Here is a 23,504-nt window from a genome sequence, read left to right as displayed (position 1 = left end):
CAATAAAAAAGCTGTAAACAAATTGTTTACAGCTTAATCTATATGGTTAAATCAAATTAGTTTTTTTGAACGTTAGCAGCTTGAGGTCCGCGTTGTCCTTCTTCTACGTCAAAAGAAACTGCTTGACCTTCGTCTAGAGATTTGAACCCGTCACCTTGGATAGCGCTGAAGTGTACGAATACATCGTCACCGTTTTCGCGTTCGATAAAACCAAAGCCTTTTTCTGCGTTAAACCATTTTACTGTACCTGTTTCCATTTAAAAATTCCTCCTCGTGTGTTTTGCACACAAAATATTAACTATTCTTGCTTAACGGCACGAGATGGAATGTATATAACAATCATATCTTTCACCTACAAAAATAATGTTAATGTAAATATACCACTAATCTTTCTACTTTGCAACCGCTTTTTAATTTTAAATGATAAAAAGGGAAATTAATGATCCCTTCCAGCAATCAAATCTGCCAGTTCAACCAAGTAATTACTTGTCAAAGAGAGTCCGCTAACTGCTTCTTTTGCACGAGAAACATGGTCGTTTAGAGCTTCCTGTGCGCCTACCAGCGTCAATAAGCCTGGATAAGTGCTTTTATGCATAATGGCGTCCATCCCAATCTTTTTACCGAGTTTCTGTTCGTCACCCACAACATCTAAGATATCATCGGCGATTTGGAAAGCAACTCCGATGTTATCTGCATAAATATTCAATTTATCGTATGTTTCTGCATCGGTATTAGCAATGATCGCGCCTGCCAAAACTGCGCTTTTCAGCAAAGCTCCTGTTTTCTTGCGGTGGATAGCAGCTAATTCTTCTAAGGTTACGGATCGATCTTCTGCTTCGATATCCGCTTGTTGACCCGCGACCATGCCTTCTGGACCGGCATGTTCCGCAAACAATTGGATCAGCTTCACACGACTTTCCGCGGGCAGCGCTTCTTCTTCTGATAAAAGTGAAAATGCAAGAGTCAACAGTCCATCTCCTGCGAGGATCGCCGTAGCGTCGCCAAACACTTTATGATTAGTTAATTTTCCTCTACGGTAGTCATCGTTATCCATAGCTGGAAGATCATCGTGGATCAGACTGTAGGTATGGATCATTTCTAAAGCCGCCGCTGTCTTTTTACCTTTTTCCAGCTCTGTTCTCAAGGAGATCAGTGTAGCGAACAGTAAAATCGGACGAATTCGTTTTCCGCCCGCTTCCAAAGAATACCGCATTGCTTTTTTCAATGTCGGCGTGATCGCACGTGCATCAACTTCCGCGAGCAGCTGTTCATCAACGAGTTGTTTGCTTGTTTTTAAAAATTGCTCCAGTGGCTGCAAAACTATTCTCCTTCCACTTCAAAAGGTTTTTCTACGTCGTCATCGCCAACTACTTTTGCCATTTTTTCTTCTGCCGTTTGCAGTTTTGCTTGGCATAATTTCGTTAGTTCAATACCTTTTTGATACATATCTAAAGACTCTTCTAATGTTGCATTGCCATTTTCAAGCGCTTCAACGATTGTTTCGAGTTCCTTCATTGCTTCTTCAAATGTTTGTTTTTTCTCTGCCATTAGTCTTCCTCCTTCGCTGTCACTTCTGCTTTTATTTGTCCGTCTTGCAATTTCAGCAAGAATGAATCGCCGACAGTCAGTTCTTTTGCAGAACGGATAACTTGGCCTTCTTTATACGGCAAAGCGTAGCCGCGTTTTATCAATGCTAGCGGACTTAGATGTTCCAGTGCTTGCACATGCCGGAAAAAGCTTTCCCGCTTGCGGTCGATCTGAGTACGAAGGGCGCGCTTCAGACTTTGTTCCCGCAGTTCTAGGCGTTCTCGCTCGGTGCGGATATCCTTTGCCAGCTCGACGTGTTCGATGCGATAAGCAAGCTGCTGCCAGTCTGTCCTCTTCTGCGTTACTTGTGTTCGCAAAGCGCGGACCAAGCGTTCCGAAAAATAATCGATCTTTTCCGCTTGCTGCTCCATTTGGCGTTTAGGGGTCAATAGCTTTAGCCTGTCTTGCAGACGTTTCATTTGGACTTCTTTCCGCTCGACCACACGATTCATTTGGTTCACTAATCGGTAATGGCGTTCCAGGAGTCTTTCTTTCAGATCACGCTGATCCGGAACGGCTAGTTCTGCCGCTGCAGTTGGAGTAGCGGCTCGGACGTCAGCTGCGAAATCCGTTAAGGCAAAGTCTGTTTCATGACCGACTGCCGAAATAATCGGGATATCAGAATGATAGACAGCTCGGACGACGGTTTCTTCATTAAAAGCCCATAATTCTTCCAATGAACCACCGCCTCGACCTGTAATAATCACATCAATGTCATTGCGTTGATTGATTCGCTCAATATTTGCGACAATCGTCTTTCCTGCGTGGTCGCCTTGAACAACGGTTGGATAAACCAAAATCTGCGTGGTCGGCATGCGTCTTTGGATCGTCGTGATAACATCCCGAATCGCTGCGCCAGTCCGGCTAGTGACAACTGCGACTTTTGCCGGAAAAAGGGGCAGCGGTTTTTTATGACTATCCGCAAACAGCCCTTCCTCAGTAAGTTTGCTTTTCAACTGTTCTAATTTCACATATAAAGCACCAACGCCATCCGGCTCCATTTCTTCTGCATAGAACTGATAGCGTCCAGCTTTTGTAAAGACGTTCACACGACCTTGTAAGCGTATATTCATACCGTCTTCAGGATCAAATCCAAGCTTTGCTACCGATTTAGCAAACATCACGCAGCGGATCATTGCTAAATCATCTTTGACGGTAAAGTAAATGTGTCCGCTTGCCGGTTTCTTTAAATTCGAGATTTCCCCTTTGACATATACATGCTTTAAATACGGATCCGCATCGAATTTGCGCTCGATATATTTCGTCAGTGCAATGACGCTTAAATATTTATCTTGTTCCATTTGCTCACTTCCAGTTAGTTTGTTTTTTCCCAGATCTGTTTGGCCGCCCGCAGTGTATTTGCTAACAACATCGTGATCGTCATTGGACCTACGCCGCCTGGAACAGGAGTGATATAGCCTGCTTTACTAACAACGTCATCGTAATCCACGTCGCCGCACAGCTTATTATTCTCATCGCGGTCCATTCCGACGTCGATCACGATCGCACCTGCTTTGACTGCTTCTTTTTTAATAAACTTCGCGATCCCGATCGCTACAACCAAAATATCAGCTTCACTGGCTACTTTTTCCAGGTCACGCGTACGACTGTGCGCGATCGTAACCGTGGCATTTTCTTGTAAAAGTAGTTGCGCAACTGGTTTTCCAACGATATTACTTCTACCGATCACGACCGCTTTTTTTCCTTCGATCGATTCGCCCGTGGATTTAATAAGTTCGATGATCCCAGCTGGCGTGCATGGGAGGAAAGTTGGTTTTCCGATAAAAAGGTTACCGACACTAAGCGGATGGAAGCCATCCACATCTTTTTCACTGCTGATCGTGTCGATGACTTTATCTTCAGAGATATGTTTAGGGAGCGGCAATTGAACTAAAATGCCATGGATCGTATCATCGTGATTCAGTGTTTCTACGGTTTCCAACAATTCTTTTTCAGATACCGTCTCTGGCAATTCGATCAAGACAGATTTCATTCCGACTGCTTCTGTTCGCTTTTGTTTATTGCGAACGTATGTACGAGACGCTTGATTATCGCCTACTAAAACTACTGCTAGGCCTGGTTGTTTTCCTCGTTCTTTTAAAACTGCTACGTCTTTTTCTATTTTCGCTTGGATCTCCGCTGCAATTTTTTTACCGTCGATTACTTTTCCCATTTACCAAAATGCCCCCCTTGAAAAGTAAAAAACTGGGAAACCCACTCCACGAATCACTCGTATTTGGCTGTTTCCCAGAATATTTTTACTTCAAATAGTTTATTTGTCATCGCTCTCTTGCACGATATTTGCCAAAACACCATTAATAAATTTACTAGACTTTTCATCACTATATACTTTTGAGATCTCGATCGCTTCGTTCAAACTAACGCGATCAGGTATATCTTCACAATACTTCATTTCAAAGACGCTTAGACGCAAGATAGAAAGATCCACCTTGTTTAAACGGTCTTTCCGCCAGTTGTCCAAATGCGCTTCGATCGCCGTGTCGATATCCGCTTTATGCGTATCTACACCCCTAACGAGTTTTTTGACATAGTCATCCTGTTCTTCTGGCATTACATTACTGACAGCCTGTTCAAATGACATTTCATTCAATTCCATTTGAAATAGCGCTTGAAGTGCTACCTCTCGGGCTTCTCTTCTTTTCATTCCTTGTTCTCCTTTATGCTACAAATTAAAATCGTCAAGTGAGAAGGTTTCCGTTTTATCGAACTCGATCCCTACGATATGCACATTTACTTCTGCTACTTGGAGGCCCGTTGTGTGGTAAAGTGTTTCTCTGACTGCATCTTGAATGTTTTGCGCCACAAGCGGAATAGAAGCGCCAAAGGCAATCGTACAATATAGTTCGATTGCAATGCCTTCTTCTGTAATAACTACTTTCACACCCTTACGATGGTTGACACTGCCAAACCGTTCGCGGACTTCTGTTGCAAATCCGCCTTGCATGGATGCTACGCTTTCTACTTCACTGGCTGCAAGTCCCGCGATCACACCGATAACTTCCGGCGCGATCTCGATTTTCCCCAGCAATACTTCTTCTGATGTATCTTTCCAATTGCTCTTTTCAGACATATTATCCCTCCTTAGATAAACTACTCAAGACGTCGTTTTCTTCTAAGAATTTTGTATTGAAGTCTCCAGATAGGAAAACATCATTGTTCAGCACGTTCATATGGAAAGGAATCGTAGACGGAATACCGTCGATCGCAAATTCCGAAAGTGCCCGTTTCATTTTTTGGATTGCTTCTTCTCGTGTTTCACCATAACAGATCAACTTAGCGATCATTGAATCATAAAATGGCGGTATCTTGTAATTCGGATAAGCGGCAGAGTCAACGCGAACTCCTGGGCCGCCTGGTGCTAGATAAAATTTGATTTCTCCTGGTGCTGGCATGAAATTCTTCGCCGGATTTTCAGCATTGATCCGACATTCCATTGCCCAACCCTTCATCACGATATCTTCTTGTTTTAGCTCCAATTTCTCGTTAGAGGCAACTAAAAATTGTTGTTTGATCAAATCCACACCAGTAACCAGTTCCGTCACCGGATGTTCTACTTGGATACGTGTGTTCATCTCCATGAAATAGAATTTATGCTCATGATGATCATAAATGAATTCAATCGTCCCCGCACCCGAATAATCAACAGCTTTGGCAGCTTTTACCGCTGCTTTCCCCATTTTTTGACGCATTTTTTCGTCGATTGCCGGAGAAGGGCTCTCTTCGATCAATTTTTGCAAACGTCGCTGTACGGAACAATCACGTTCTCCTAAGTGGATCACATTGCCATGATTGTCAGCAAGTACTTGGATCTCCACGTGGCGGAAATCTTGGATATATTTTTCGATATAAACACCTGGATCACCAAAAGCCGCTTCTGCTTCTTGCTGAGTCATTTGAATCCCGGACACCAATTTTTCTTCGTCTTCTGCAACACGAATCCCTTTACCGCCGCCGCCTGCAGTCGCTTTGATGATAACCGGATAACCGATTTTCTTCGCGATTTTTTTACCATCTTCGACCGTTGCAATGATTCCTTGTGAACCAGGAACGATCGGAACACCTGCTTTTCGCATTGTTTCGCGGGCTACATCTTTCGTTCCCATTTGCGCGATTGCTGCTGCACTTGGTCCGATAAATGTGATATTGCAGTCTTCGCATAGTTCAGCAAAATCCGGATTTTCTGATAAAAATCCGTATCCCGGATGAACAGCGTCACAATTGGTCAAAACTGCGACACTAATGATATTAGACATATTTAAATAACTTTCTTTCGACGAAGCAGGCCCTACACAATATGCTTCATCAGCAAGTTGAATATGTAACGCTTCTTTATCTGCTTCCGAATAAATCGCAACTGTCTCAATTCCCATTTCTTTCGCAGCACGAATAATACGGACAGCGATTTCGCCGCGATTCGCTACCAGCACTTTTTTAATCATGTTCACTACTCCTTATTTTTTTCTTACTTTAAATAACGGTTGGCCAAATTCCACCAATTCTCCGTTTGTTACTAATACTTCTGCAATCTCGCCATCGATATCTGCTGTGATATCATTGAACAGTTTCATTGCTTCAATAATACATACGATCGAATCATTTGCTACTTTTGAACCAGGATTGACAAAAGGTGCATCTTCCGGAGTTCTAGACGCATAAAAAGTCCCTACCATTGGTGAAGTAATGACTTCTAAATTTTCCGATTCTGCGGCAGGCGTTTCTTCAACGGCAGCCTGTGTTGGTGCTGTTGTCTGCGGCGTCGGGGCAGCTGGAACGGCAACTGGTGCGCTTCTAACGACCTCTGTCACTTCTTTGTTTTTCTTTAATTTAAGTTTTGTATCTTTTACCTCTAATTCTAATTCGTCTAGTTTTGATGCATCCACTAGCTCGATCAGTTGTTTGATTTCTTCAATAGAAAGCATTTTTATTTTACACTCCTTCAACCATTTTAAAAAAATATATAGTAATGCATGATGTAATTGTATCACACTTTCCAATCAAAAGGGAAAGAGGATACCCCTGCTTTGCACAAAAAAAACAGAAGCACTTGTTTAATAATAAACAAGCACTTCGGTGTCTTATTTTAAGCTCTGGAAACGTAAGATCCTTCGACGGTGTTAATGATCAGTTTGTCACCCTCGTTAACGAAAAATGGTACTTGTACCACTAAACCAGTTTCTAAAGTTGCAGGCTTGGAACCACCAGAAGAAGTATCTCCCTTGATTCCCGGTTCGGTTGCTGTTACTTCAAGCACGACGGTATTCGGAAGATCTACACCAATCGTTTCGCCTTGATACATCATAATCGATAATTCCATATTTTCTTTCAAATATTTCAATTCATATTCGATTTGACTAGCTGGCAACTCGATTTGCTCATAGCTTTCGTTATCCATGAACACGTGGTTATCGCCATCTGCATAAAGATATTGCATTTTACGGTTGTCGATTTGCGCTTTTGCTACTTTTTCGCCACCACGGAATGTTTTTTCTTGGATCGCACCAGTACGTAAATTACGAAGTTTTGAACGAACGAATGCCGCGCCTTTACCTGGTTTTACATGTTGAAAATCTAAAACGCGCCAAATACCATTATCTACTTCAATAGTAAGACCTGTACGAAAGTCATTTACTGAAATCATATTATTCCTCCTGTAATCCATTTTTCACGGATACTTTTTCTAGAATTCCAATATTCCTTTTATATTTAACCATAAAAACAGCCAACTTACAAAGGAATTTTATAAAATAATCAATTCTTTCGGCGCTTTTGTCAATACTTCATTGCCGGATTCGGTGATCAAAAGGTCATCCTCGATCCGAACCCCGCCGATCCCTGGTAAATAGATTCCCGGTTCGTCCGTTACGACATTCCCAGGGCGAAGTGCAGCCGGACTTTTCACAGATAGATTAGGTCCTTCATGGATTTCAAGACCAATACCGTGTCCAAGCGAGTGACCGAATGCTTCCCCATATCCGTGAGCAGCGATATGGTCCCGCGCGATTTTATCGGCTTGGATCCCTGTCATGCCAGGCTTCAATTCTTTGATCACTTTCAATTGTGCCTCTAATGTCACTTGATAGATTTCTTTCAGTTTCTCGCTAGGCTCTCCAAGTGCGACCGTACGCGTCATATCCGAGCAGTAGCCATCATAATAACAACCATAGTCCATGGTGATAAAGTCGCCTTTTTCCAATACTTTTTCAGAAGCAACGCCATGTGGTAAAGCTGAACGAAGCCCAGAAGCTACGATCGTATCAAAAGAAGAAGAAGTTGCTCCTTGTCTGCGCATAAAGAATTCTAATTCATTAGAAACCTCTAATTCCGTGATCCCCGGTTTAATGAAAGTAAGAATATGCGCAAATGCCGCATCCGCGATTTCACAAGCTTTACGAATCGCTTGAAGTTCCTCTTCCGATTTGAAATGGCGCATTTCTTCAAAGAACCCAGCGATCGGTTCTAATTTCGCTTGGATCTGCTTTTCTAATTGATGGAATTCAGCAACAGTCACATACGCTTCTTCAAAAGCTAGACGCGAGACCCCATCTTTTTCAAGCAGTTGGTTTACGGTTTCATAAATCGGACCTACATGACGCACCACTTCATACCCTTGTGCTTGCTTAGCAGCTTGCTCCGTATAACGGAAATCAGTGACAAAATATGCTTTATTCGGCAGAATCAACGCCACACCGCTTGTTCCTGTAAAACCGGAAACATACCTCCGATTATATTCACTAGTTACTAAAACAGCTTCAATATGCTTAGCCTGAAGCTCCGTTTGGATTTTTTCTAATTTTGACATTTATTCTACCTCACAGTCTATAGATAACTTTATTTAGCCCAATGGCTCATCCACTTTATTTTAACACAATTTTTTGAAAATAACTGATATGAAATGTTTTTTGTGTACGAAACCGCTCTTTTAGCGTAAAATGTAAAGTAGAAATTTAGAAGGCTGGTGTGAAAATTTGGTAAATAACAGACAGGCCACTTATGGCGGTCAAGCAGTAGTTGAAGGCGTCATGTTTGGCGGCAAAAAGCAAACAGTTACTGCGATCCGTAAAAAAGATGGCTCTTTAGAATATTATTATTTGGAAAAAACCTCCCCTACTTGGGTAACACGACTAAAACGCATTCCTTTCCTACGCGGGATCGTTGCACTCGTGGAGTCGAGCGCGATTGGTTCGAAACATCTTTCCTTTGCTACGGATCATTATGCCGAAGAAGAGGAGGAGGAAGCACCGAAAGAAGAAAAGAAGGAATCTAAACTAGCCATGTGGCTTGGAGTTGCCGTTATTGGAATCATCTCATTTATTTTTGCGAAGTTTGCAATGACGCTCATCCCGGTTTTTCTAGCTGAACTGTTTCGTCCTCTCTTGCCGGGCGATGTAGCCCAAGTATTGCTGGAAAGCGCCTTTAAATTAACGTTACTGTTAGTATATATTTATGCCATCTCGCAAACACCACTCATTAAACGTGTTTTTCAATATCATGGCTCAGAGCATAAAGTAATCAACTGTTACGAAGCAAACGAACCTTTAACAGTCGCTAATGTTCAAAAGCAATCACGCCTGCATTATCGTTGCGGCAGCAGTTTTATTTTATTCACTGTTCTTGTCGGTATGTTTATTTACCTACTTGTCCCTACTGATCCATTCTGGCTCAGAATCGTCGACCGGATCTTACTGATCCCAGTAGTACTCGGCGTTAGCTTTGAAGTTTTGCAACTAACAAATAAATGCCGCAATATTCCTGTACTGCGCTTTCTCGGTTATCCAGGATTATGGCTGCAGCTGCTGACCACAAAAGAGCCTGACGATAGCCAAGTGGAAGTTGCCATTGCATCTTTCCAAGAACTGCTTCGCGTGGAAAAAGAAGGCGTTCCTGTAAAAAGCACCGAAAAACTCCCTGAGAACCTAGAACTGTTAGATTAGGAGGCTAATTTTGAAACGTACACCATTTATTATCATCATTCTTTTAGCATTAGTTGTGATCGGGATTTTTCTAAATGGCATTTCTAGTTTTTTACTATTTCTTTTGGAGATTCTTTTTGTGGCGGTTATTTTGACCAGCATCTTCTGGTTTTTCTTTATCCGAAAAGGACCGGATCCCGCCTATCGAAAAGCTCTGAAACAACAGAAGAAAAAACAAAAACAACAAACAAAAGCGAAAAAAAAGAAATCTCCTTTCAAAGTTATTGAAGGTGGGAAAAAATAAGGTATAATAGAAACGAATGTTTATAGAAAGAAAGGGGTATACTACTTTGGCTAGTTGGATAATCGCTGTCCTTATTTTGCTTGTTCTACTTGGTTATGAAACCTATCAATTCATCATGCGTAGAAAAGCATTAAAGGTATTGAACGAAGAAAAATTTAAAGAAGGATATCGCAAGGCACAATTGATTGATGTACGTGAACCTAATGAGTTCAACGCCGGTCACATTCTTGGAGCAAGAAACATCCCGGTGACACAATTAAAACAACGCACAAGCGAGATTCGCAAAGATCAACCTGTATATTTATATTGCCAAAGCGCTCAACGGAGCACTCGAGCAGCAGTCATGCTTTACCGTCGCGGCTACCACGAGATTTATCAATTAAAAGGCGGCTACAAAAAATGGACAGGCAAGACTAAAAAGAAATAAAGCAAACACCAGCTTAATCAGCTGGTGTTTTTTATACCCTTTTAAGATTTTTGATAACGTAAAACCGGTTTTCGCGCCGCCCTCGTCTCATCTAGCCGTTTGACATAAGTATCGTATGGCGCATCTTGGACGATTTCCGGATTCTCTTCCGCTTCTCTCGCTATCTTGAGCATCGTTTCGATAAAACGATCGAGTGTTTCTTTCGACTCAGTTTCTGTTGGCTCGATCATGATCGCCTCTCCGACGATCAGCGGGAAATAAACCGTTGGCGGATGGAAATTATGATCTAATAAGCGCTTGGCAATATCAACCGTTCGCACGCCAAGCTCTTTTTGTCTGTTTCCGCTAAGCACAAACTCATGTTTACAGATCTGATTAAACGGCAAGTCATAAGCTTCTTCTAAGCGTCTCATCATGTAATTCGCATTCAGCACCGCATACTCAGTGACTTTCTTCAATCCATCCGGTCCCATGGAACGAATATACGTATAAGCACGCACATTGATCCCAAAATTACCATAGAACGGCTTAACTCTTCCAATGGATTGCGGGTAATTATAATCAAAGGTATAACCTATATCGGTTTGTTTCAATACCGGAGTCGGCAAAAACGGTAGTAAATCCTTTTTCACGCCAATCGGTCCAGAACCTGGTCCCCCACCTCCGTGTGGTCCAGTAAAGGTTTTATGCAGATTCAAATGGACAACATCAAATCCCATATCCCCAGGACGAACTTTCGCCATGATCGCATTCAGATTAGCGCCATCATAATATAGCTTTCCGCCAGCTTCATGAACGATTTTTGCGATTTCTACTATGTCCTTTTCAAACAACCCTAACGTATTTGGGTTGGTCAACATGAGTGCTGCAGTGTCTTCACCCACCACTTGTTTCAAATCTTCTACATCTACTAGTCCTTTTTCATTTGATTTCACTGTTACAACTTCAAATCCTGCCACGGTTGCGGAGGCTGGATTAGTTCCATGTGCCGAATCCGGAATGATCACCTTTGTTCGTTTGGTGTCTTCGTTAGCTTCATGAAATGCTCGGATCAGCATTAATCCCGTCCATTCTCCATGTGCTCCGGCAGCGGGCTGCAAGGTCACTTCATCCATTCCCGTTATTTCTCTCAGGCTTGTTTGTAGATCAAACATCAATTCCATGGCACCTTGGACTGTTTCTTCAGGCTGATGAGGATGAATGTGTGCAAATCCAGGAAAACGTGCCACTTTCTCATTGATTTTCGGGTTGTATTTCATGGTACAGGAGCCTAGCGGATAAAAGCCTGAGTCCACCCCAAAATTATGATTGGAAAGATTCGTATAATGTCTCATGATATCGAGCTCGCTAAGTTCTGGCAAGTCTGCAGGTTCATTGCGAATATAAGCCGCATCGACCACACTACTCAGGTCGATCTCTGGGACATCACTTTCCGGCAAACTAAACCCGATTCGTCCTGCAACAGAACGTTCAAATACTAATGGCATTACTTCTTCTTTATTCATTTGAACCCCTCCAAACTAGCCACAAATTCATCTATTTCTTCTTTTGTACGCATTTCGGTCACTGCAACTAGCATATGATGATCATATTTGGCATTGTCGCGGCCTAAATCATAGCCACCAATAATATCGTGGTGAACGAGTTCTTTATTGATCTCAGAAATCGGTTTTGCCAGTCGAACCACAAACTCATTGAAAAAGCTATCAGCAAATAAAACCTCAAAACCGCTTTCTTTGAATTTATTTTTTGCATAATGCGCTTTATCCAGATTTTGCTTCGCCATTTGCTGTAAACCACTTTTACCTAATGCTACCATTGCTACGGAGGAAGCAAGTGCGTTTAAAGCCTGATTGGAGCAGATATTGGAAGTTGCTTTATCTCTACGGATATGTTGTTCCCGAGCCTGTAACGTCAGCACATACCCCCTTTTCCCATTTTCATCTACTGTTTCACCTACTAATCTGCCAGGTACCTTGCGCATCAGTTTGGAAGTAACTGCAAAATAACCACAATGTGGTCCACCAAAGGATTCAGGGATACCGAACACCTGCGTGTCTCCTGCTACAATATCAGCACCTAATGCTCCTGGAGGCGTCAAAATCCCTAAAGCCAGCGGGTTGGAAGCTACGATAAAGAGGCTTTTGTTTGCATGGATAATTTTTTCCACTTTTGCTAACGGTTCGATCTGTCCATAAAAATTAGGATACCCCAAAACTACCCCTGCTACTTCGTCAGATATTGCTGACTCAAGGGCACTTATATCTGTAAGTCCGTCTTTTTCAGGTATTTCCTCAACACGGATGTGCTGGCCTTTCGCATAGGTCTTAATGACGTTTTTAGTTTCAGGATGTAGGGTAGCGGCAACTAATATCTTGTTCCGCTTGGTATGCCCTGCTGCCAGCATAGCCGCTTCTGCCAGTGCTGTTCCGCCATCATACATAGAAGAATTTGCTAAATCCATACCTGTCAATTCTGCAATCATCGTTTGAAACTCAAAAATCGCCTGTAATTCACCTTGCGAGATCTCTGGTTGATAAGGAGTATAAGCCGTATAAAACTCGGATCTTGAAATCACATGATCAACTATCGTTGGGATATAGTGATTATAGACACCCGCACCTAAAAACGATGTCGCCTCCATCGTGTTTACATTTTTAGCAGCTAATTTCGTCAATTCTTTTAATAACGCCGGTTCTGATTTAGCCGGCCGCAAATCAAATTCGCGATCGAAGCGGATGGAACTCGGAATATCCGCAAATAATTCCTCTATCGAATCAATACCGATCGTTGCCATCATCTCTTTTTGATCCGCTTCAGTCATTGGTAAATAACGATGTACACTCATTTTTATCCCCCTTATTTTGAACGCTTATAAAATGGCGTTGGTATGATTTTCGCCTTCAATTTTTTAGCACGTATTCCTATCACTAATTCTTCGCCTTCTTGTGCATAGTCGCTTTCAATCAATGCTAGGGCAATATTTTTATCTAAGCTAGGAGATGGTCCCCCAGAAGTAATCTCACCTATTTCTTTTTCACCAGCTGCATCATAAACTGGATAGCCATGGCGTGCGATCCCCCGATCAATCATTTCGATCCCGACTGATTTACGCTTTAAGCCGTCATTTTTTTGTTTTATTAAGGCTTCTTTACCAATAAAGTCTGCTTCTTTCTGCAATTTTACAGCAAAGGAGAGCCCTGCTTCTAGTGGTGAAATGTTTTGCGATAGTTCTTGGCCATATAGCGCCAAAACTGCTTCTAAACGAAGGGTGTCACGCGCACCAAGACCAATCGGTTTTGCTCCTTTCGCAACAAGTGCTTCCCAAACAGAAATCGCATCTTCATTATTCAAATAGATCTCAAAGCCATCCTCGCCTGTATATCCACTTTTAGAAAGCAGTACTTGACAGCCGAATAACTCTACATTTTCTTGAAAACCAAAGAATGGGATCTTAGCGATGTCAATAGATACTTCTTTTTGCAATAGTTCCGCCGCTTTTGGTCCTTGTAATGCCAGTTGAGAGATTTCCCCAGACCGGTTTTTTAACTCAGCGCCAATTCCGTTATTCCCAATCATCCATTCCCAATCTTTCGAAATGTTGGCTGCATTCACAACTGCTAAGAACTTATCTTCTGCAAGACGATAGACAACGAGATCGTCCACTGTCCCGCCATCGGGATAACACATAATCGTATACTGCGCTCTCCCTATTGCTAATTTTTCAATATTGTTTGTCAATAAATGCTGTAAAAAAGCAACACTTTTTTCTCCTGAAATCTCGATCTCTCCCATATGAGAAACATCAAAAAGTCCTACTTCATTTCTCACAGCTAAATGTTCGTCTTTGATGCTTGTAAATTGGACTGGCAGATCCCATCCGCCGAAATCAATTGTTTTCCCCCCGTATTTCGCATAAATAGGAAATAACGGTGTTTGTTTGCGCTCACTCATTCATGATCCCCCCTAAAAGTTTCCATAAGAAAAAGGCTTATGTATAGAAAATAAGCCCTGTCGAAAACCTCCAGAGTCGCGTCCAATAATCATCCTTTTGCCTGAGAGTTTCACACTATCGTGCTTTCCCCGTCGGCGCTGTTACAAACAGTCTCTCTGATTATCTTCATCCGCCAATATGTAGTATGTTTCGCCTCTAAATATAGAGTACCACGTCTCGCATCGTTCGGCAATTGTTTCCTCATACCTATTTTATCGCTTTTTTCTGGCATTTGGTTCGCTTTGTAAGGGGTTTAATTGGCATTTTATGAATATATCGTACGGTTTAAAATTAAATGCTTTTTAAAACTTTTTTATTTTTATTTTCTGTTTTTTCAACTTTACTTTTGTTTTTTAAAAGCATATCCCGATAAAACGAGTCTCTCCTAAATAAATCAACATAATATCTTGGTTTTATTCAAAAAGGAATTTCGCTATCAAAGGAGAAAATAATAAGCAAGGAGGCATGATTATGTGGGAAGAATTAATTACCTTTATTATTCAAGCAGCGCTCGCCTACCAGGCAAGTGATATCCATCTCCAATTAAATGGTCAACGCTATTCCGTACAATTACGAATACACGGTGAGCTTACTACGCTAGTGACCCTATCTAAACCAGATGCCAAGCAGTTGATTGCTCATTTTAAATTCCAATCCGGTATGGAGATTGGGGAAGCAAAACTTCCTCAAACCGGAATATATAAAATGCAGTTAGCAGAACAAGAAGTATCGTTGCGGATCTCAATCATTCCAGACTATCGTTTCTATGAGTCGGCAGTTATGCGGATTTTCACCCACAAAAAAGCCATTTCTTTCGGAAATTCTTCCATTTTTGCGCATCAGCCCAATCTCATTTCAACACTATGCACTGATAAAGTTGGCTTGTATATATTTGCCGGGAGCACAGGAAGCGGAAAGACTACATCAATGTATAGCCTTATCCGTCAGATTGTTTCTGATAAAAAATCTACAAAAGTTATTACGATTGAAGATCCTGTGGAACAATTTTGTCCGGGTTACTTGCAGATAAATACCAATGAGAAAACCGGTTTAAATTACGAAACTGCCATTAAAGCAACATTAAGACACGATCCCGACTTATTGATAATAGGAGAGATAAGAGATTTAAATACCGCAAGAATGGCTTTTCGTGCCGCTTTGACTGGGCAACTTGTTATTACCACGCTCCATGCTAATAATCGTTACGGAATTATTCTACGTCTCTTAGAGCTAGGTATCACGCAACAAGAAATCGGGCAGGTCTTATTAGGAGTAAGCTATCAAAAGATATACGCTCTTTTTTGTCCACTTTGTAATGGAAAGTGTCATCGCCTTTGTAATCACTATCCAAATAAACAAACCGTCCTCTATGAATGCTTAACGAACAAAGAAATCCAAGACTTCATTGGAAATGGATTTCAGCAATATGAGCAAGGTTCTCTAAAATTCACCTACCAGAAGGGAGTTACATATGGCTATCTTTCGTAAAATCAGCTGGAAAACAGGTGGAGATTTCTTGATTCGGATAGCCAAATTATTGGAACAAGGACTGCCATTAGAAACAGCAATCAGTTTTTTGAGTATAACTTTACCAAAAGAAAGAGCACGATTTCAATATATAATCGCGGAATTGCGAGCTGGCAAGGAATTTGCTGTTTCATTGAAAAACGCCTCGTTCCCTGACTTTATTTGTGCACAGATTTTTTATTCTAATCGGCACGGCTACTTTATCACTACATTGCGCGAAACTGGTGAGCATATGCTCAGAAAAGCGGATGAATTAAAGAAGCTTAGAAAAACATTTCAATATCCTGTGATTCTTTGCGTGACGCTCTCCACTGTCTTTATTCTTTTACGCTTATTCTTGCTGCCAAAATTCGACCTGCTTTTTAATCAACTTCAAAAGCAGGATACAGCTACAACTTCTCTCCTCTATTTTTTATTAGAAAAACTGCCACTTCTAATTGGAGTTATCATGTTTATATCCGCATTACTGATTACATTTTTATTTTTTCAACAAAAACGAAAAAGTTATTTAGACAAAATCACTCTCTTATCACACATACCTATATTGAAACGCTTTATTCAAGCACAGCATTCCCAAATATTCGCAAGAGAAATCGGCTACTTGAGCAAATGCGGATTATCACTTCATGATATCCTAGCTGTTTTTACAGAAACCCATTCCCCACTATTTCTACAGCAATTATCGCAGTCGTTAAAAAAAGCGCTTGATTCCGGTGTTCCGATTCATATTGTGTGCAGTCAATTTTTATTTTTCGAAAAAGAACTGATCTATATCATTCAGCATGGCGAAACTAATGGGAAACTTGCAGAAGAATTATTATTTTATTATAAGCACAGTCAAGAAAATAGCACTCGCCGACTAGAACGCCTTTTCACATACATCCAACCGAGCATATTTTTACTGATAGGAACATTCATTGTTCTAACTTATTTGGCAATTCTTTTTCCAATGTTCAGCTTAGTAGATCAACTTTAGAGGAGTGATACAATGAAACATAAAAAAATAAATGGTTTTACGCTAGTGGAGATGCTGATTGTTCTGTTAGTTGTAAGTGTTCTTCTTTTATTAATGCTTCCAAATATCGTTAACCAAAGTAAATCGATCAATAATAAAGGCTGCAAAGCATTAGTTACTATGTTGGAGGGGCAAGTACAGACCTATAAGCTAGAAAAAAATAGAGTTCCCTCTCTCAGCGAACTTGTACAAGGAGGATACATTAAGGATGAACAACAAACATGTCCTAACGGGAACAATATCATCATTGACAAAGACGGCCGCGTGTCGACAGCCTCTTAATAAGAATGGTTTTACTCTAATAGAAACTTTGCTTGTTTTAGCAGTAGTAAGTATCATTTTTATTTGTTCCTTTTTTCCTGCCGCAGATTTACTGGGAAGATTGGCAGAAAAAGAATTAATCAGCGAGATCCGGAGCACTATCATTTATACGCAACTTTACGCGCTTTCTTCAAAGGAAGATGCAACCATAATCTTTGATAATAAAGCAAATTGTTTTTCTGCCTCAGGCAAACAAACCACTTTAAACACTATCGCCCTGTCCCCACACTTAAAACTCACTACCAATAATGCTGTTTCTATGAAGTTCTCTGGTCAAAATGGAAATATCAACAAGTTTGGTAGCATAAAGCTTCACGGCCATAATCGGGAATATCGCTTTATCTTTCAGATCGGGAAAGGACGATTTAGAATTGAAGAAAAATAATGGTTTCTTACTTTTGGAAAGTTTATTCTCTCTTTTCTTACTAACAACCTTTTTAACACTATTCCTATCTTTCTCCATCCATACCGTTAATAAGATCAGCGATCAAAAACAAAGCACTTATCTCTATCAGCAGTTATACGAGCATAGTTTACTGCTCCCTCAAAAATCATTTAAGTCGGTAGAACTGCAAATCACTAGCGAACAAATAGAAAAGGAGCTGGTGCTTTGTGCAGCAACACCCACTAAGAAAATCTGTACAAAATAAAAAAGCAAATGGCTTCACCTTTCTCGAAGCACTACTTGCTCTTTTGATCACAGCTCTGTTACTATCTTTCTATCCGCTTATTCACCATCTATTCGAACGGGTCGTACAACAATCAGAATTAGATCTAACTGCTCAATGGGAATTATTTTTGCAACAATCTCAAAAAGACATGCAGTTTCATAAAAAGATCGAAGTGAAAGACAATCAATTATTCATTACGCAGCCTGATAATAAAATTATTCAATATAATTTACACAAAACGACATTTCGCAAGCAATCAGAAGGAAAAGGCCATGAACCTTTGTTGCTGGATGTGCAAGCCATCTATTTTCAACATATTGATAATTATTTACTCTTAAAAATCACCATGGCTAACGGAAAGGAACGATTGACACGCTATCACACTCCAATAAGAAAGGGCGGAAGCTAATGAAAGTAAATGGTTTTTCTTTGCCACTAACGCTCTTTTTACTTCTTCTATTGCTAATTGCTTTTCAGGGCACTGCTCAACTATTTCAAATTCAATATCGCACCGAGAAAATAATCCAAAAACAGTACCAAGCAAAAAGCCATTTACGACTTGGTTTAGAAAACCATCAAAAACAGCTTTCCACTGGCACCACAAATTTCACTGTAGAGTATGCCAAAAATATTATCCGATGTCAGCTAGAAGATAGTACCGAACAGTATTATACTTTCCAGGCTATCGTGAAACTCCCAAAAGAACAGTCCGTTAATCTAACCTTTTATTGGGATAAAAACAAAAAAGTTATTCACTTTTGATTAAAATTTATCGCTATCTTTTTCTAAGATTTGATATACCTTATTTGTCTTCAGATCTATTATTTTCCCATAATCATACCCATATAAAACGAGATGCTTATCCTCATTTGACAATAAAGGAGCATTATCCATTAGGTCAAGCAACTTCCGGTGCTTCCCTGTCTTAGGATCCACTTGTACCAATTGATATTCTTCCAATCCATTTTTCATTTTTCCGCTCTCATAGGGTGTAAAAGTCAAGAAAAGATCGGAGGTGAAATTGATATCAAAATAAGGAACAAAACTCCCTGCCTCGTCATAGGTACGAGGTGGTTTATATTCACTCAATGTTTCAAAACCAATATTTTTAAAATCATAAAGCAATCGCTTATCATCACTAAAATTACTAACAGTGACCAAGCTCGATTTATTACTAGCAAATTCCAACACATTTTCGGCAATCAAATTTTTGATAGATGTATCTCGGATGTCTTGTAGATATAGGTCCCCCTCATCTTCTTGTTGTTTTTTGCTATTATATAGAACAAGATTATCCGTATACCAGGTTAAAAAAGGCGACCCTGCATAAATATGTTTTGTTAGATTAGAATTATAGTCCCATAAAAAGGCCTTAAATCCCCAGTTTTGGTCGTAATTTATCAATAAGATTTTGTTCGGTGACTCCGCATTCCAAATAAAAGTATTGTTTGTTGGTTTTAATTCCTTGGAAGCCATCTCTTTTTTACTATGAATATCAATAATACGGATAGTAGACGTATCTTTATTAGCAGAATCATAAATCAATAGAGCACTTTTATCAGGGCTGATTTTAACATCTGCAACTAAGTTCTTCGTTTGATAAATTTGCTCCTGTTTTCCCGTATAGAGCTGATACGTGTATAGTTTTGTAGTATTCTTCTCACTTGTTTGTATCAGTACAGTGCTATTAGATAACCAACCAATAACTCGCTTAAAGTTCACATTATTCGTCTTAAAAGATTGTATTCTTTTTTCTTTTTTAGGTAACGAAGGCTTCGGTTTCTCTCTTTCCTTGGAACATCCGCTAAAAAAAAACAATGTACAACTGCATACAACAAGCGTAAGTAATAGCCATTTCTTCTTCATTGCTTACGCCCCCCATTTTGATGCTATTCTTTTTTACCCGTCAGAAGAGGAAATAAAACAAAAAAAGGCGGCAATAGCCTTGTACCGCTATCACCGCTTTTTGAAAATTTTATTCTTTAGGTAATACAAGCCAACCTGCCCCAATAACGCCGGCATCATTTCCTTTTGTTGCGATGGACAATTTTGTCGACTCAAGTACAGTTGGGAAAACCATGCTTTCATAATATTCTCTAACTGGTCCTAAGAGTGCATCGCCAGCAGCAGATACACCGCCGCCAATAACGATCATTTCAGGATTTAACATGTTGCCGATATGGCTAACAGCTAATCCTAGATAGAAAGAGATTTGATCAATGACTTTTTTGGCTAATTCATCGCCTTCAGAAGCATATTCAAATACTAATTTAGAAGTAATCTTTTCTTTGCTCTCAATACTTTGCTTTAGTTTAGAATCGTCAGCAAATTCTTTGGCCATATCTTTTGCGACGCGCACGATTCCTGTGGCGGATGCTACTGTTTCTAGGCAACCCGTTTTTCCGCAAGTACATTGGTAACCATTATGGGCTTCCACTGTTATATGACCTACTTCACCAGCAGCACCACGAACACCATGCAAAATCTGATTTTCAGCAAAGATTCCTCCACCTACGCCTGTACCTAATGTAACAAAAACGACATTCTCGCCGCCTTCTCCAGCGCCTTTCCAACGTTCACCCAGCGCCGCCACATTCGCATCATTATCAAGCAGTACATGTAGTCCAGTTAATTTTGATAAATCTTCTGTTACATTTTGCTCTTCGGCCCAGCCAAGATTATAGGCTCCTTTAACAGTACCCGTTTCATAATTGACAGTTCCAGGTGTTCCCATCCCGATTCCGTAAATGGAATCCTTGGGAATATCAGCTTCAGAAAGTGCCTTATTGATGCTTTCCCCAATATTTTTTACGATATTTTCGCCGCCATTATCGATATTGGTATCTACTGTCCATTTCTTTTCGATATCACCGTCTTTTGTCAAAATAGCTATTTTAGCTGTTGTTCCACCCAAGTCGACTCCAATGATTTTTTTGTCCATACCACTATTCTCCTTTTAATGAATGTTTTATATGATTGTTTTGCTTTTTCTCTTTTAACAATTCTTGTTTCAAAATACCACGTGCTGTACCATAAAGATCTCGATCGAGAATATTATGTTTAAAAAGTTCTGTCAGTTCAAACTCCATCATTTCGATATCATATTCTCTTTTTCCTAGATAAACGATGATACCATGTTTTTTTAATAATTGAGCTACATCATAAACCGTTCGCATTGGCATTGCCTCATTTTTCAGTATTTTTTAAGCTTTCATAATAGGATTTATAGATATCGTTATCAGCAAGTTGATTTGCGCGTTTTGCTTCGCGTAATGCTGCTTTTCGGTTACCTGTTTCTAAATAGTGGAGCGACAACAAGTAATGGCTATTTGGCATTTCTGGATTCAGCTCAATGGATTTTTTCGCATAAATCCCGAGTGACTCTGAATTCTTTTCATGTTGGGCAATAGCACCAGCAAACACATACGTATATTCATCTGCACTGTTGCTGCTGATCAATGTATTAATTAGTCTATCTGCTTTCTTATACTCGCCTTTATTAAGGTCGTCTTGGATAACAGCATTGCTCAGGGCTGGATCATATGGCTTTGTACCATTTTGATAGCCTGCATAAAGAAATAGCCCGATCAGTACCAAAGAACTCAGGCTATATAACGCCCGCTTCCAGTTGAAATATTGATTTGGCAAGGATATACTGCCGGCGATCAGGAATCCACCTACTAAGCCGCCAATATGGCCCATCATATCGATCTCAGCTGAAAACAACCCGATCAAAATGTTTACCACGACAAGTGTTGCAACATTGGTACCAATTGTTTTGGCATAAAGGTTGGGTTTTAAAACAACTAAATAAAGCAAGGCTCCAAAAACTGCGAATACAGATGTACTTGCGCCAACCGATAAATGGTTATTTAATACAAAACTAGCAAGGTTCCCTGCAAAACCGCCGATCAACAAGATTAGAGCAAAACGCCATTTCCCATAGATTTTTTCAGCCCAAGGTCCAACGATATAGAGCATTACTGCATTTGCGGCAATGTGCATCCAACCATTGTGAAGAAACATCGGCGTGATAAGCCGCCACCACTCTCCAGCATATATCAGAGGATTGAATTTACCGCCCCATTTGATTAAATTAAAGGAATTAGTGGAACCGCCTGTAAATGTTAAAACAAGGAACATCAGCACGAGTAAGCCGATAAAGGTATATGTCACATAAGGCTTCTCTTTCCGTGCTTGATGCTGTTCCTCTTGAACACGCATCGTAATATAATTGATAACTTGTGTTCTTGCCTCTTCTACCATTTCTTCTGTAATAGTTTCAGGAATCGCGAGCTGTTCTTTTGGTATTCCTAATTTCTCAGCGAAGTCAGTTAATTGCTGGTCGGTGTTCTCTTGGGTTATCAAAATATTTTCAGCAGTTACTTTTTTATTTTTTGATTGCACTTGTGTATGAAATAATTCTCCCGTATCACCGTGTGGTGGAAAAGGTGTAATATATACATTAAATAATGAGATCTTGGGTTTACCTAATTGTTTTCGGATATTGTCTGCAATACGGAGCGTTTGAAAAACATCTCGATTTGCAGCGTTTGCCCAGCTCAGCTCTTTCATTTGCATCCTAATAATCGGGCGCGTCTTTTTAGTAGGATTATCCAACCATAATTCTTGGCTTTCTTCATGTAAATGAATCAAACGATAATTTTCACTAGTTAAAAAATAATTTGTTAGATGCCAAAAAATATATTGATCTTGGAAGCTCAAAAAATTACCTGCTTTCTTATATTATTGCTACTTTACCTATTAATACTATACGCAAAAAAAACAGGCTTGTAAACTTTCATCTACTGATTTTCTCTTATTAAAAAGGTCACAGGGATATCATGAGCTTCCGGTTGAAAAGAATGGTATTGCTCATCTAAACACAAAGATATGCTGGTCCCTTGATAATCTGCCAGAAAACGGTCATAAAATCCCCCACCAAAACCAATGCGGTAGTTTTCGGCGTTAAAAACAACTCCTGGTACCACAACGAGATCAATATCTGTTGGGGAGACTGTTTCAGCTGTTTCAAGTGGTTCTAGCAAGCTAAGTTTCTTTTTTTCTAAAGCATCATTTTCGCTATATTTTTTAAAAATCATTTCTTTCGTGGCGTTATATGTTCTTGGCAACACGATTTGTTTTCCTTCTTGTAGCGCTTTCAAAATAATAGCTTCTGTCGCAATTTCGGGATGTCTCGCTAGGGTCGTTGCAATTGTCTGTGCTTCTTTCCATTCTTCCGTGGCGAAGAGTTGCCCGACTAAATGTAAACTGCGCGTTCTATGTAGATGCCTGTCGATTTTATGCAGTTCTTCTAGAACGGAATTTCTTATTTCTTGTTTTTCGCTCATCATTATCTCCTTCTACAAAAAAACAACAGGCTGGTTCTCCTGTTGCTTACTTTGTTTCGCGGTGTAATGTTACACGACGTAATCTTGGACAATATTTTTTAAGTTCAATACGTTCCGGATTTTCACGTTTATTTTTAGTAGTGATATAATTACGATCGCCACACTCTGTGCATTCTAATGTGATATTGACACGCATGCTTTTCCCCTCCAACTCTGACTGTATATATTATTCAACCTGTATTATAATATCATTTTTATTGCGTTCATGCAAGAACTCTATAACTTTCTTTTCAATTTTTTTATAAATTAGATTTCAGATAGCGTTTTCTACTGATTTATGCTATAACTAGTATTAGGGTTTAAGGAAGAGAGGTGT

Annotated in this window: 30 protein-coding genes and 1 riboswitch; of the genes, 10 read left to right on the top strand and 20 right to left on the bottom strand. The window is 40.1% G+C overall.

Going from position 1 to position 23,504, the window contains the following annotated elements:
* Positions 1 to 56: 56 nt before the first annotated feature.
* The 11 genes from EL241_RS06345 to EL241_RS06295 all read right to left on the bottom strand — a co-directional run bounded on the left by EL241_RS06345 (position 57) and on the right by EL241_RS06295 (position 8,407).
* Positions 57 to 257 carry a cold-shock protein gene (locus EL241_RS06345; protein WP_003756020.1) on the bottom strand — a complete coding sequence of 67 codons (201 nt, stop codon included), beginning with the start codon at positions 255 to 257 and terminating at the stop codon, positions 57 to 59.
* Between the two features lie 179 nt (positions 258 to 436).
* Positions 437 to 1,318 carry a polyprenyl synthetase family protein gene (locus tag EL241_RS06340; RefSeq protein ID WP_036104224.1) on the bottom strand — a complete coding sequence of 294 codons (882 nt, stop codon included), beginning with the start codon at positions 1,316 to 1,318 and terminating at the stop codon, positions 437 to 439.
* A 2-nt stretch (positions 1,319 to 1,320) separates the two neighbouring features.
* On the bottom strand, positions 1,321 to 1,548 hold the full coding sequence (gene xseB, locus EL241_RS06335) for an exodeoxyribonuclease VII small subunit (RefSeq protein WP_003756023.1): 228 nt from the start codon (positions 1,546 to 1,548) through the stop codon (positions 1,321 to 1,323).
* Positions 1,548 to 2,888, bottom strand: a complete 1,341-nt coding sequence (gene xseA, locus EL241_RS06330; RefSeq protein WP_036104228.1) for an exodeoxyribonuclease VII large subunit — start codon at positions 2,886 to 2,888, stop codon at positions 1,548 to 1,550. Before xseA ends, xseB begins: the two co-directional genes overlap by 1 nt.
* A 14-nt stretch (positions 2,889 to 2,902) precedes the next feature.
* A complete protein-coding gene (gene folD / locus EL241_RS06325; protein WP_036104231.1) occupies positions 2,903 to 3,760 on the bottom strand; it encodes a bifunctional methylenetetrahydrofolate dehydrogenase/methenyltetrahydrofolate cyclohydrolase FolD in 858 nt (285 codons plus the stop codon).
* A 99-nt stretch (positions 3,761 to 3,859) separates the two neighbouring features.
* Entirely contained in the window at positions 3,860 to 4,252 is a 393-nt protein-coding gene (nusB, locus tag EL241_RS06320) for a transcription antitermination factor NusB (protein WP_036104233.1), read from the bottom strand.
* An 18-nt stretch (positions 4,253 to 4,270) separates the two neighbouring features.
* Positions 4,271 to 4,678, bottom strand: coding sequence for an Asp23/Gls24 family envelope stress response protein (locus EL241_RS06315; RefSeq protein WP_126320431.1), 408 nt, complete (start codon positions 4,676 to 4,678; stop codon positions 4,271 to 4,273).
* 1 nt (position 4,679) lies between these two features.
* Entirely contained in the window at positions 4,680 to 6,047 is a 1,368-nt protein-coding gene (gene accC, locus EL241_RS06310; RefSeq protein WP_036104236.1) for an acetyl-CoA carboxylase biotin carboxylase subunit, read from the bottom strand.
* A 12-nt stretch (positions 6,048 to 6,059) separates the two neighbouring features.
* The gene (accB, locus tag EL241_RS06305; protein ID WP_036104240.1) at positions 6,060 to 6,527 is read right to left on the bottom strand and encodes an acetyl-CoA carboxylase biotin carboxyl carrier protein; all 468 of its coding nucleotides are present in this window, start codon (positions 6,525 to 6,527) and stop codon (positions 6,060 to 6,062) included.
* 161 nt (positions 6,528 to 6,688) lie between these two features.
* Positions 6,689 to 7,246, bottom strand: coding sequence for an elongation factor P (gene efp / locus EL241_RS06300; RefSeq protein ID WP_036104245.1), 558 nt, complete (start codon positions 7,244 to 7,246; stop codon positions 6,689 to 6,691).
* A 99-nt stretch (positions 7,247 to 7,345) separates the two neighbouring features.
* Entirely contained in the window at positions 7,346 to 8,407 is a 1,062-nt protein-coding gene (locus EL241_RS06295) for a M24 family metallopeptidase (RefSeq protein WP_003756040.1), read from the bottom strand.
* 220 nt (positions 8,408 to 8,627) lie between these two features.
* On the opposite strand from EL241_RS06295, the gene EL241_RS06290 reads away from it, so the two are divergent.
* From EL241_RS06290 to EL241_RS06280, 3 genes are read left to right on the top strand one after another with little or no spacing between them, the layout of a single operon-like run.
* A complete protein-coding gene (locus EL241_RS06290; protein ID WP_050777008.1) occupies positions 8,628 to 9,539 on the top strand; it encodes a DUF1385 domain-containing protein in 912 nt (303 codons plus the stop codon).
* Between the two features lie 10 nt (positions 9,540 to 9,549).
* Entirely contained in the window at positions 9,550 to 9,822 is a 273-nt protein-coding gene (locus EL241_RS06285) for a hypothetical protein (RefSeq protein WP_126320430.1), read from the top strand.
* Positions 9,823 to 9,868: 46 nt separating this feature from the next.
* A complete protein-coding gene (locus tag EL241_RS06280; RefSeq protein ID WP_040486478.1) occupies positions 9,869 to 10,249 on the top strand; it encodes a rhodanese-like domain-containing protein in 381 nt (126 codons plus the stop codon).
* 41 nt (positions 10,250 to 10,290) lie between these two features.
* Here the strand turns inward: EL241_RS06280 and gcvPB are convergent, their stop codons facing one another.
* Genes gcvPB through gcvT form a run of 3 tightly spaced genes read right to left on the bottom strand, consistent with a single transcriptional unit; the run spans position 10,291 to position 14,203 of the window.
* Complete coding sequence (gene gcvPB / locus EL241_RS06275; protein ID WP_036104254.1) at positions 10,291 to 11,754, bottom strand: aminomethyl-transferring glycine dehydrogenase subunit GcvPB; 1,464 nt, start codon at positions 11,752 to 11,754, stop codon at positions 10,291 to 10,293.
* Positions 11,751 to 13,097 carry an aminomethyl-transferring glycine dehydrogenase subunit GcvPA gene (gene gcvPA, locus EL241_RS06270; RefSeq protein ID WP_036104258.1) on the bottom strand — a complete coding sequence of 449 codons (1,347 nt, stop codon included), beginning with the start codon at positions 13,095 to 13,097 and terminating at the stop codon, positions 11,751 to 11,753. The genes gcvPB and gcvPA overlap by 4 nt, the downstream gene beginning before the upstream one ends.
* Before the next feature lie 11 nt (positions 13,098 to 13,108).
* Complete coding sequence (gcvT, locus tag EL241_RS06265) at positions 13,109 to 14,203, bottom strand: glycine cleavage system aminomethyltransferase GcvT (protein WP_003756052.1); 1,095 nt, start codon at positions 14,201 to 14,203, stop codon at positions 13,109 to 13,111.
* Positions 14,204 to 14,282: 79 nt separating this feature from the next.
* Positions 14,283 to 14,373, bottom strand: a riboswitch (glycine riboswitch).
* A gap of 341 nt (positions 14,374 to 14,714) precedes the next feature.
* On the opposite strand from gcvT, the gene comGA reads away from it, so the two are divergent.
* From comGA to EL241_RS06230, 7 genes are read left to right on the top strand one after another with little or no spacing between them, the layout of a single operon-like run.
* A complete protein-coding gene (comGA, locus tag EL241_RS06260; RefSeq protein WP_036104262.1) occupies positions 14,715 to 15,731 on the top strand; it encodes a competence type IV pilus ATPase ComGA in 1,017 nt (338 codons plus the stop codon).
* Positions 15,715 to 16,746: a competence type IV pilus assembly protein ComGB gene (gene comGB / locus EL241_RS06255; protein ID WP_126320429.1), complete on the top strand. Its 1,032-nt coding sequence runs from the start codon at positions 15,715 to 15,717 to the stop codon at positions 16,744 to 16,746. The genes comGA and comGB overlap by 17 nt, the downstream gene beginning before the upstream one ends.
* A 12-nt stretch (positions 16,747 to 16,758) precedes the next feature.
* Entirely contained in the window at positions 16,759 to 17,067 is a 309-nt protein-coding gene (comGC, locus tag EL241_RS06250; protein WP_126320428.1) for a competence type IV pilus major pilin ComGC, read from the top strand.
* Complete coding sequence (gene comGD / locus EL241_RS06245) at positions 16,994 to 17,491, top strand: competence type IV pilus minor pilin ComGD (protein WP_052009091.1); 498 nt, start codon at positions 16,994 to 16,996, stop codon at positions 17,489 to 17,491. The genes comGC and comGD overlap by 74 nt, the downstream gene beginning before the upstream one ends.
* A complete protein-coding gene (locus EL241_RS06240; protein WP_126320427.1) occupies positions 17,478 to 17,756 on the top strand; it encodes a hypothetical protein in 279 nt (92 codons plus the stop codon). The genes comGD and EL241_RS06240 overlap by 14 nt, the downstream gene beginning before the upstream one ends.
* Complete coding sequence (gene comGF / locus EL241_RS06235; RefSeq protein WP_036104274.1) at positions 17,719 to 18,186, top strand: competence type IV pilus minor pilin ComGF; 468 nt, start codon at positions 17,719 to 17,721, stop codon at positions 18,184 to 18,186. The genes EL241_RS06240 and comGF overlap by 38 nt, the downstream gene beginning before the upstream one ends.
* On the top strand, positions 18,186 to 18,539 hold the full coding sequence (locus EL241_RS06230; protein ID WP_036104277.1) for a hypothetical protein: 354 nt from the start codon (positions 18,186 to 18,188) through the stop codon (positions 18,537 to 18,539). Before comGF ends, EL241_RS06230 begins: the two co-directional genes overlap by 1 nt.
* On the opposite strand, the gene EL241_RS06225 is transcribed toward EL241_RS06230, so the two are convergent.
* The 6 genes from EL241_RS06225 to rpmG form a co-directional block, all read right to left on the bottom strand.
* Positions 18,540 to 19,643 (bottom strand): YqgU-like beta propeller domain-containing protein, encoded by a 1,104-nt coding sequence (locus EL241_RS06225; protein WP_126320426.1) that lies wholly within the window; start codon positions 19,641 to 19,643, stop codon positions 18,540 to 18,542.
* Positions 19,644 to 19,752: 109 nt separating this feature from the next.
* Positions 19,753 to 20,718 (bottom strand): ROK family glucokinase, encoded by a 966-nt coding sequence (locus tag EL241_RS06220; RefSeq protein ID WP_036104279.1) that lies wholly within the window; start codon positions 20,716 to 20,718, stop codon positions 19,753 to 19,755.
* 4 nt (positions 20,719 to 20,722) lie between these two features.
* Complete coding sequence (locus EL241_RS06215) at positions 20,723 to 20,953, bottom strand: YqgQ family protein (RefSeq protein WP_036104282.1); 231 nt, start codon at positions 20,951 to 20,953, stop codon at positions 20,723 to 20,725.
* 10 nt (positions 20,954 to 20,963) lie between these two features.
* On the bottom strand, positions 20,964 to 22,502 hold the full coding sequence (locus tag EL241_RS06210; RefSeq protein ID WP_126320425.1) for a rhomboid family protein: 1,539 nt from the start codon (positions 22,500 to 22,502) through the stop codon (positions 20,964 to 20,966).
* 80 nt (positions 22,503 to 22,582) lie between these two features.
* The gene (locus EL241_RS06205) at positions 22,583 to 23,128 is read right to left on the bottom strand and encodes a 5-formyltetrahydrofolate cyclo-ligase (RefSeq protein WP_040486481.1); all 546 of its coding nucleotides are present in this window, start codon (positions 23,126 to 23,128) and stop codon (positions 22,583 to 22,585) included.
* A gap of 46 nt (positions 23,129 to 23,174) precedes the next feature.
* Positions 23,175 to 23,324: a 50S ribosomal protein L33 gene (gene rpmG / locus EL241_RS06200; RefSeq protein ID WP_003719608.1), complete on the bottom strand. Its 150-nt coding sequence runs from the start codon at positions 23,322 to 23,324 to the stop codon at positions 23,175 to 23,177.
* Between the last annotated feature and the right edge of the window lie 180 nt (positions 23,325 to 23,504).

Source organism: Listeria grayi (assembly GCF_900638015.1).
GTDB classification, from domain to species: domain Bacteria; phylum Bacillota; class Bacilli; order Lactobacillales; family Listeriaceae; genus Listeria; species Listeria grayi.
This window is presented reverse-complemented; position numbering and strand designations above follow the sequence as displayed.

Coding starts and splice junctions, on each gene's coding strand:
- EL241_RS06295 (WP_003756040.1), bottom strand. CDS start 8,407: ATGTCAAAATTAGAAAAAATCCAAACGGAGCTTCAGGCTAAGCATATT.
- accB (WP_036104240.1), bottom strand. CDS start 6,527: ATGCTTTCTATTGAAGAAATCAAACAACTGATCGAGCTAGTGGATGCA.
- gcvT (WP_003756052.1), bottom strand. CDS start 14,203: ATGAGTGAGCGCAAACAAACACCGTTATTTCCTATTTATGCGAAATAC.
- gcvPB (WP_036104254.1), bottom strand. CDS start 11,754: ATGAATAAAGAAGAAGTAATGCCATTAGTATTTGAACGTTCTGTTGCA.
- nusB (WP_036104233.1), bottom strand. CDS start 4,252: ATGAAAAGAAGAGAAGCCCGAGAGGTAGCACTTCAAGCGCTATTTCAA.
- EL241_RS06225 (WP_126320426.1), bottom strand. CDS start 19,643: ATGAAGAAGAAATGGCTATTACTTACGCTTGTTGTATGCAGTTGTACA.
- rpmG (WP_003719608.1), bottom strand. CDS start 23,324: ATGCGTGTCAATATCACATTAGAATGCACAGAGTGTGGCGATCGTAAT.
- comGD (WP_052009091.1), top strand. CDS start 16,994: ATGAACAACAAACATGTCCTAACGGGAACAATATCATCATTGACAAAG.
- EL241_RS06315 (WP_126320431.1), bottom strand. CDS start 4,678: ATGTCTGAAAAGAGCAATTGGAAAGATACATCAGAAGAAGTATTGCTG.
- EL241_RS06345 (WP_003756020.1), bottom strand. CDS start 257: ATGGAAACAGGTACAGTAAAATGGTTTAACGCAGAAAAAGGCTTTGGT.
- EL241_RS06215 (WP_036104282.1), bottom strand. CDS start 20,953: ATGCGAACGGTTTATGATGTAGCTCAATTATTAAAAAAACATGGTATC.
- xseB (WP_003756023.1), bottom strand. CDS start 1,548: ATGGCAGAGAAAAAACAAACATTTGAAGAAGCAATGAAGGAACTCGAA.
- comGB (WP_126320429.1), top strand. CDS start 15,715: ATGGCTATCTTTCGTAAAATCAGCTGGAAAACAGGTGGAGATTTCTTG.
- EL241_RS06290 (WP_050777008.1), top strand. CDS start 8,628: ATGTTTGGCGGCAAAAAGCAAACAGTTACTGCGATCCGTAAAAAAGAT.
- folD (WP_036104231.1), bottom strand. CDS start 3,760: ATGGGAAAAGTAATCGACGGTAAAAAAATTGCAGCGGAGATCCAAGCG.
- xseA (WP_036104228.1), bottom strand. CDS start 2,888: ATGGAACAAGATAAATATTTAAGCGTCATTGCACTGACGAAATATATC.
- EL241_RS06220 (WP_036104279.1), bottom strand. CDS start 20,718: ATGGACAAAAAAATCATTGGAGTCGACTTGGGTGGAACAACAGCTAAA.
- EL241_RS06205 (WP_040486481.1), bottom strand. CDS start 23,128: ATGAGCGAAAAACAAGAAATAAGAAATTCCGTTCTAGAAGAACTGCAT.
- accC (WP_036104236.1), bottom strand. CDS start 6,047: ATGATTAAAAAAGTGCTGGTAGCGAATCGCGGCGAAATCGCTGTCCGT.
- comGA (WP_036104262.1), top strand. CDS start 14,715: ATGTGGGAAGAATTAATTACCTTTATTATTCAAGCAGCGCTCGCCTAC.
- EL241_RS06230 (WP_036104277.1), top strand. CDS start 18,186: ATGAAAGTAAATGGTTTTTCTTTGCCACTAACGCTCTTTTTACTTCTT.
- comGC (WP_126320428.1), top strand. CDS start 16,759: ATGAAACATAAAAAAATAAATGGTTTTACGCTAGTGGAGATGCTGATT.
- efp (WP_036104245.1), bottom strand. CDS start 7,246: ATGATTTCAGTAAATGACTTTCGTACAGGTCTTACTATTGAAGTAGAT.
- gcvPA (WP_036104258.1), bottom strand. CDS start 13,097: ATGAGTGTACATCGTTATTTACCAATGACTGAAGCGGATCAAAAAGAG.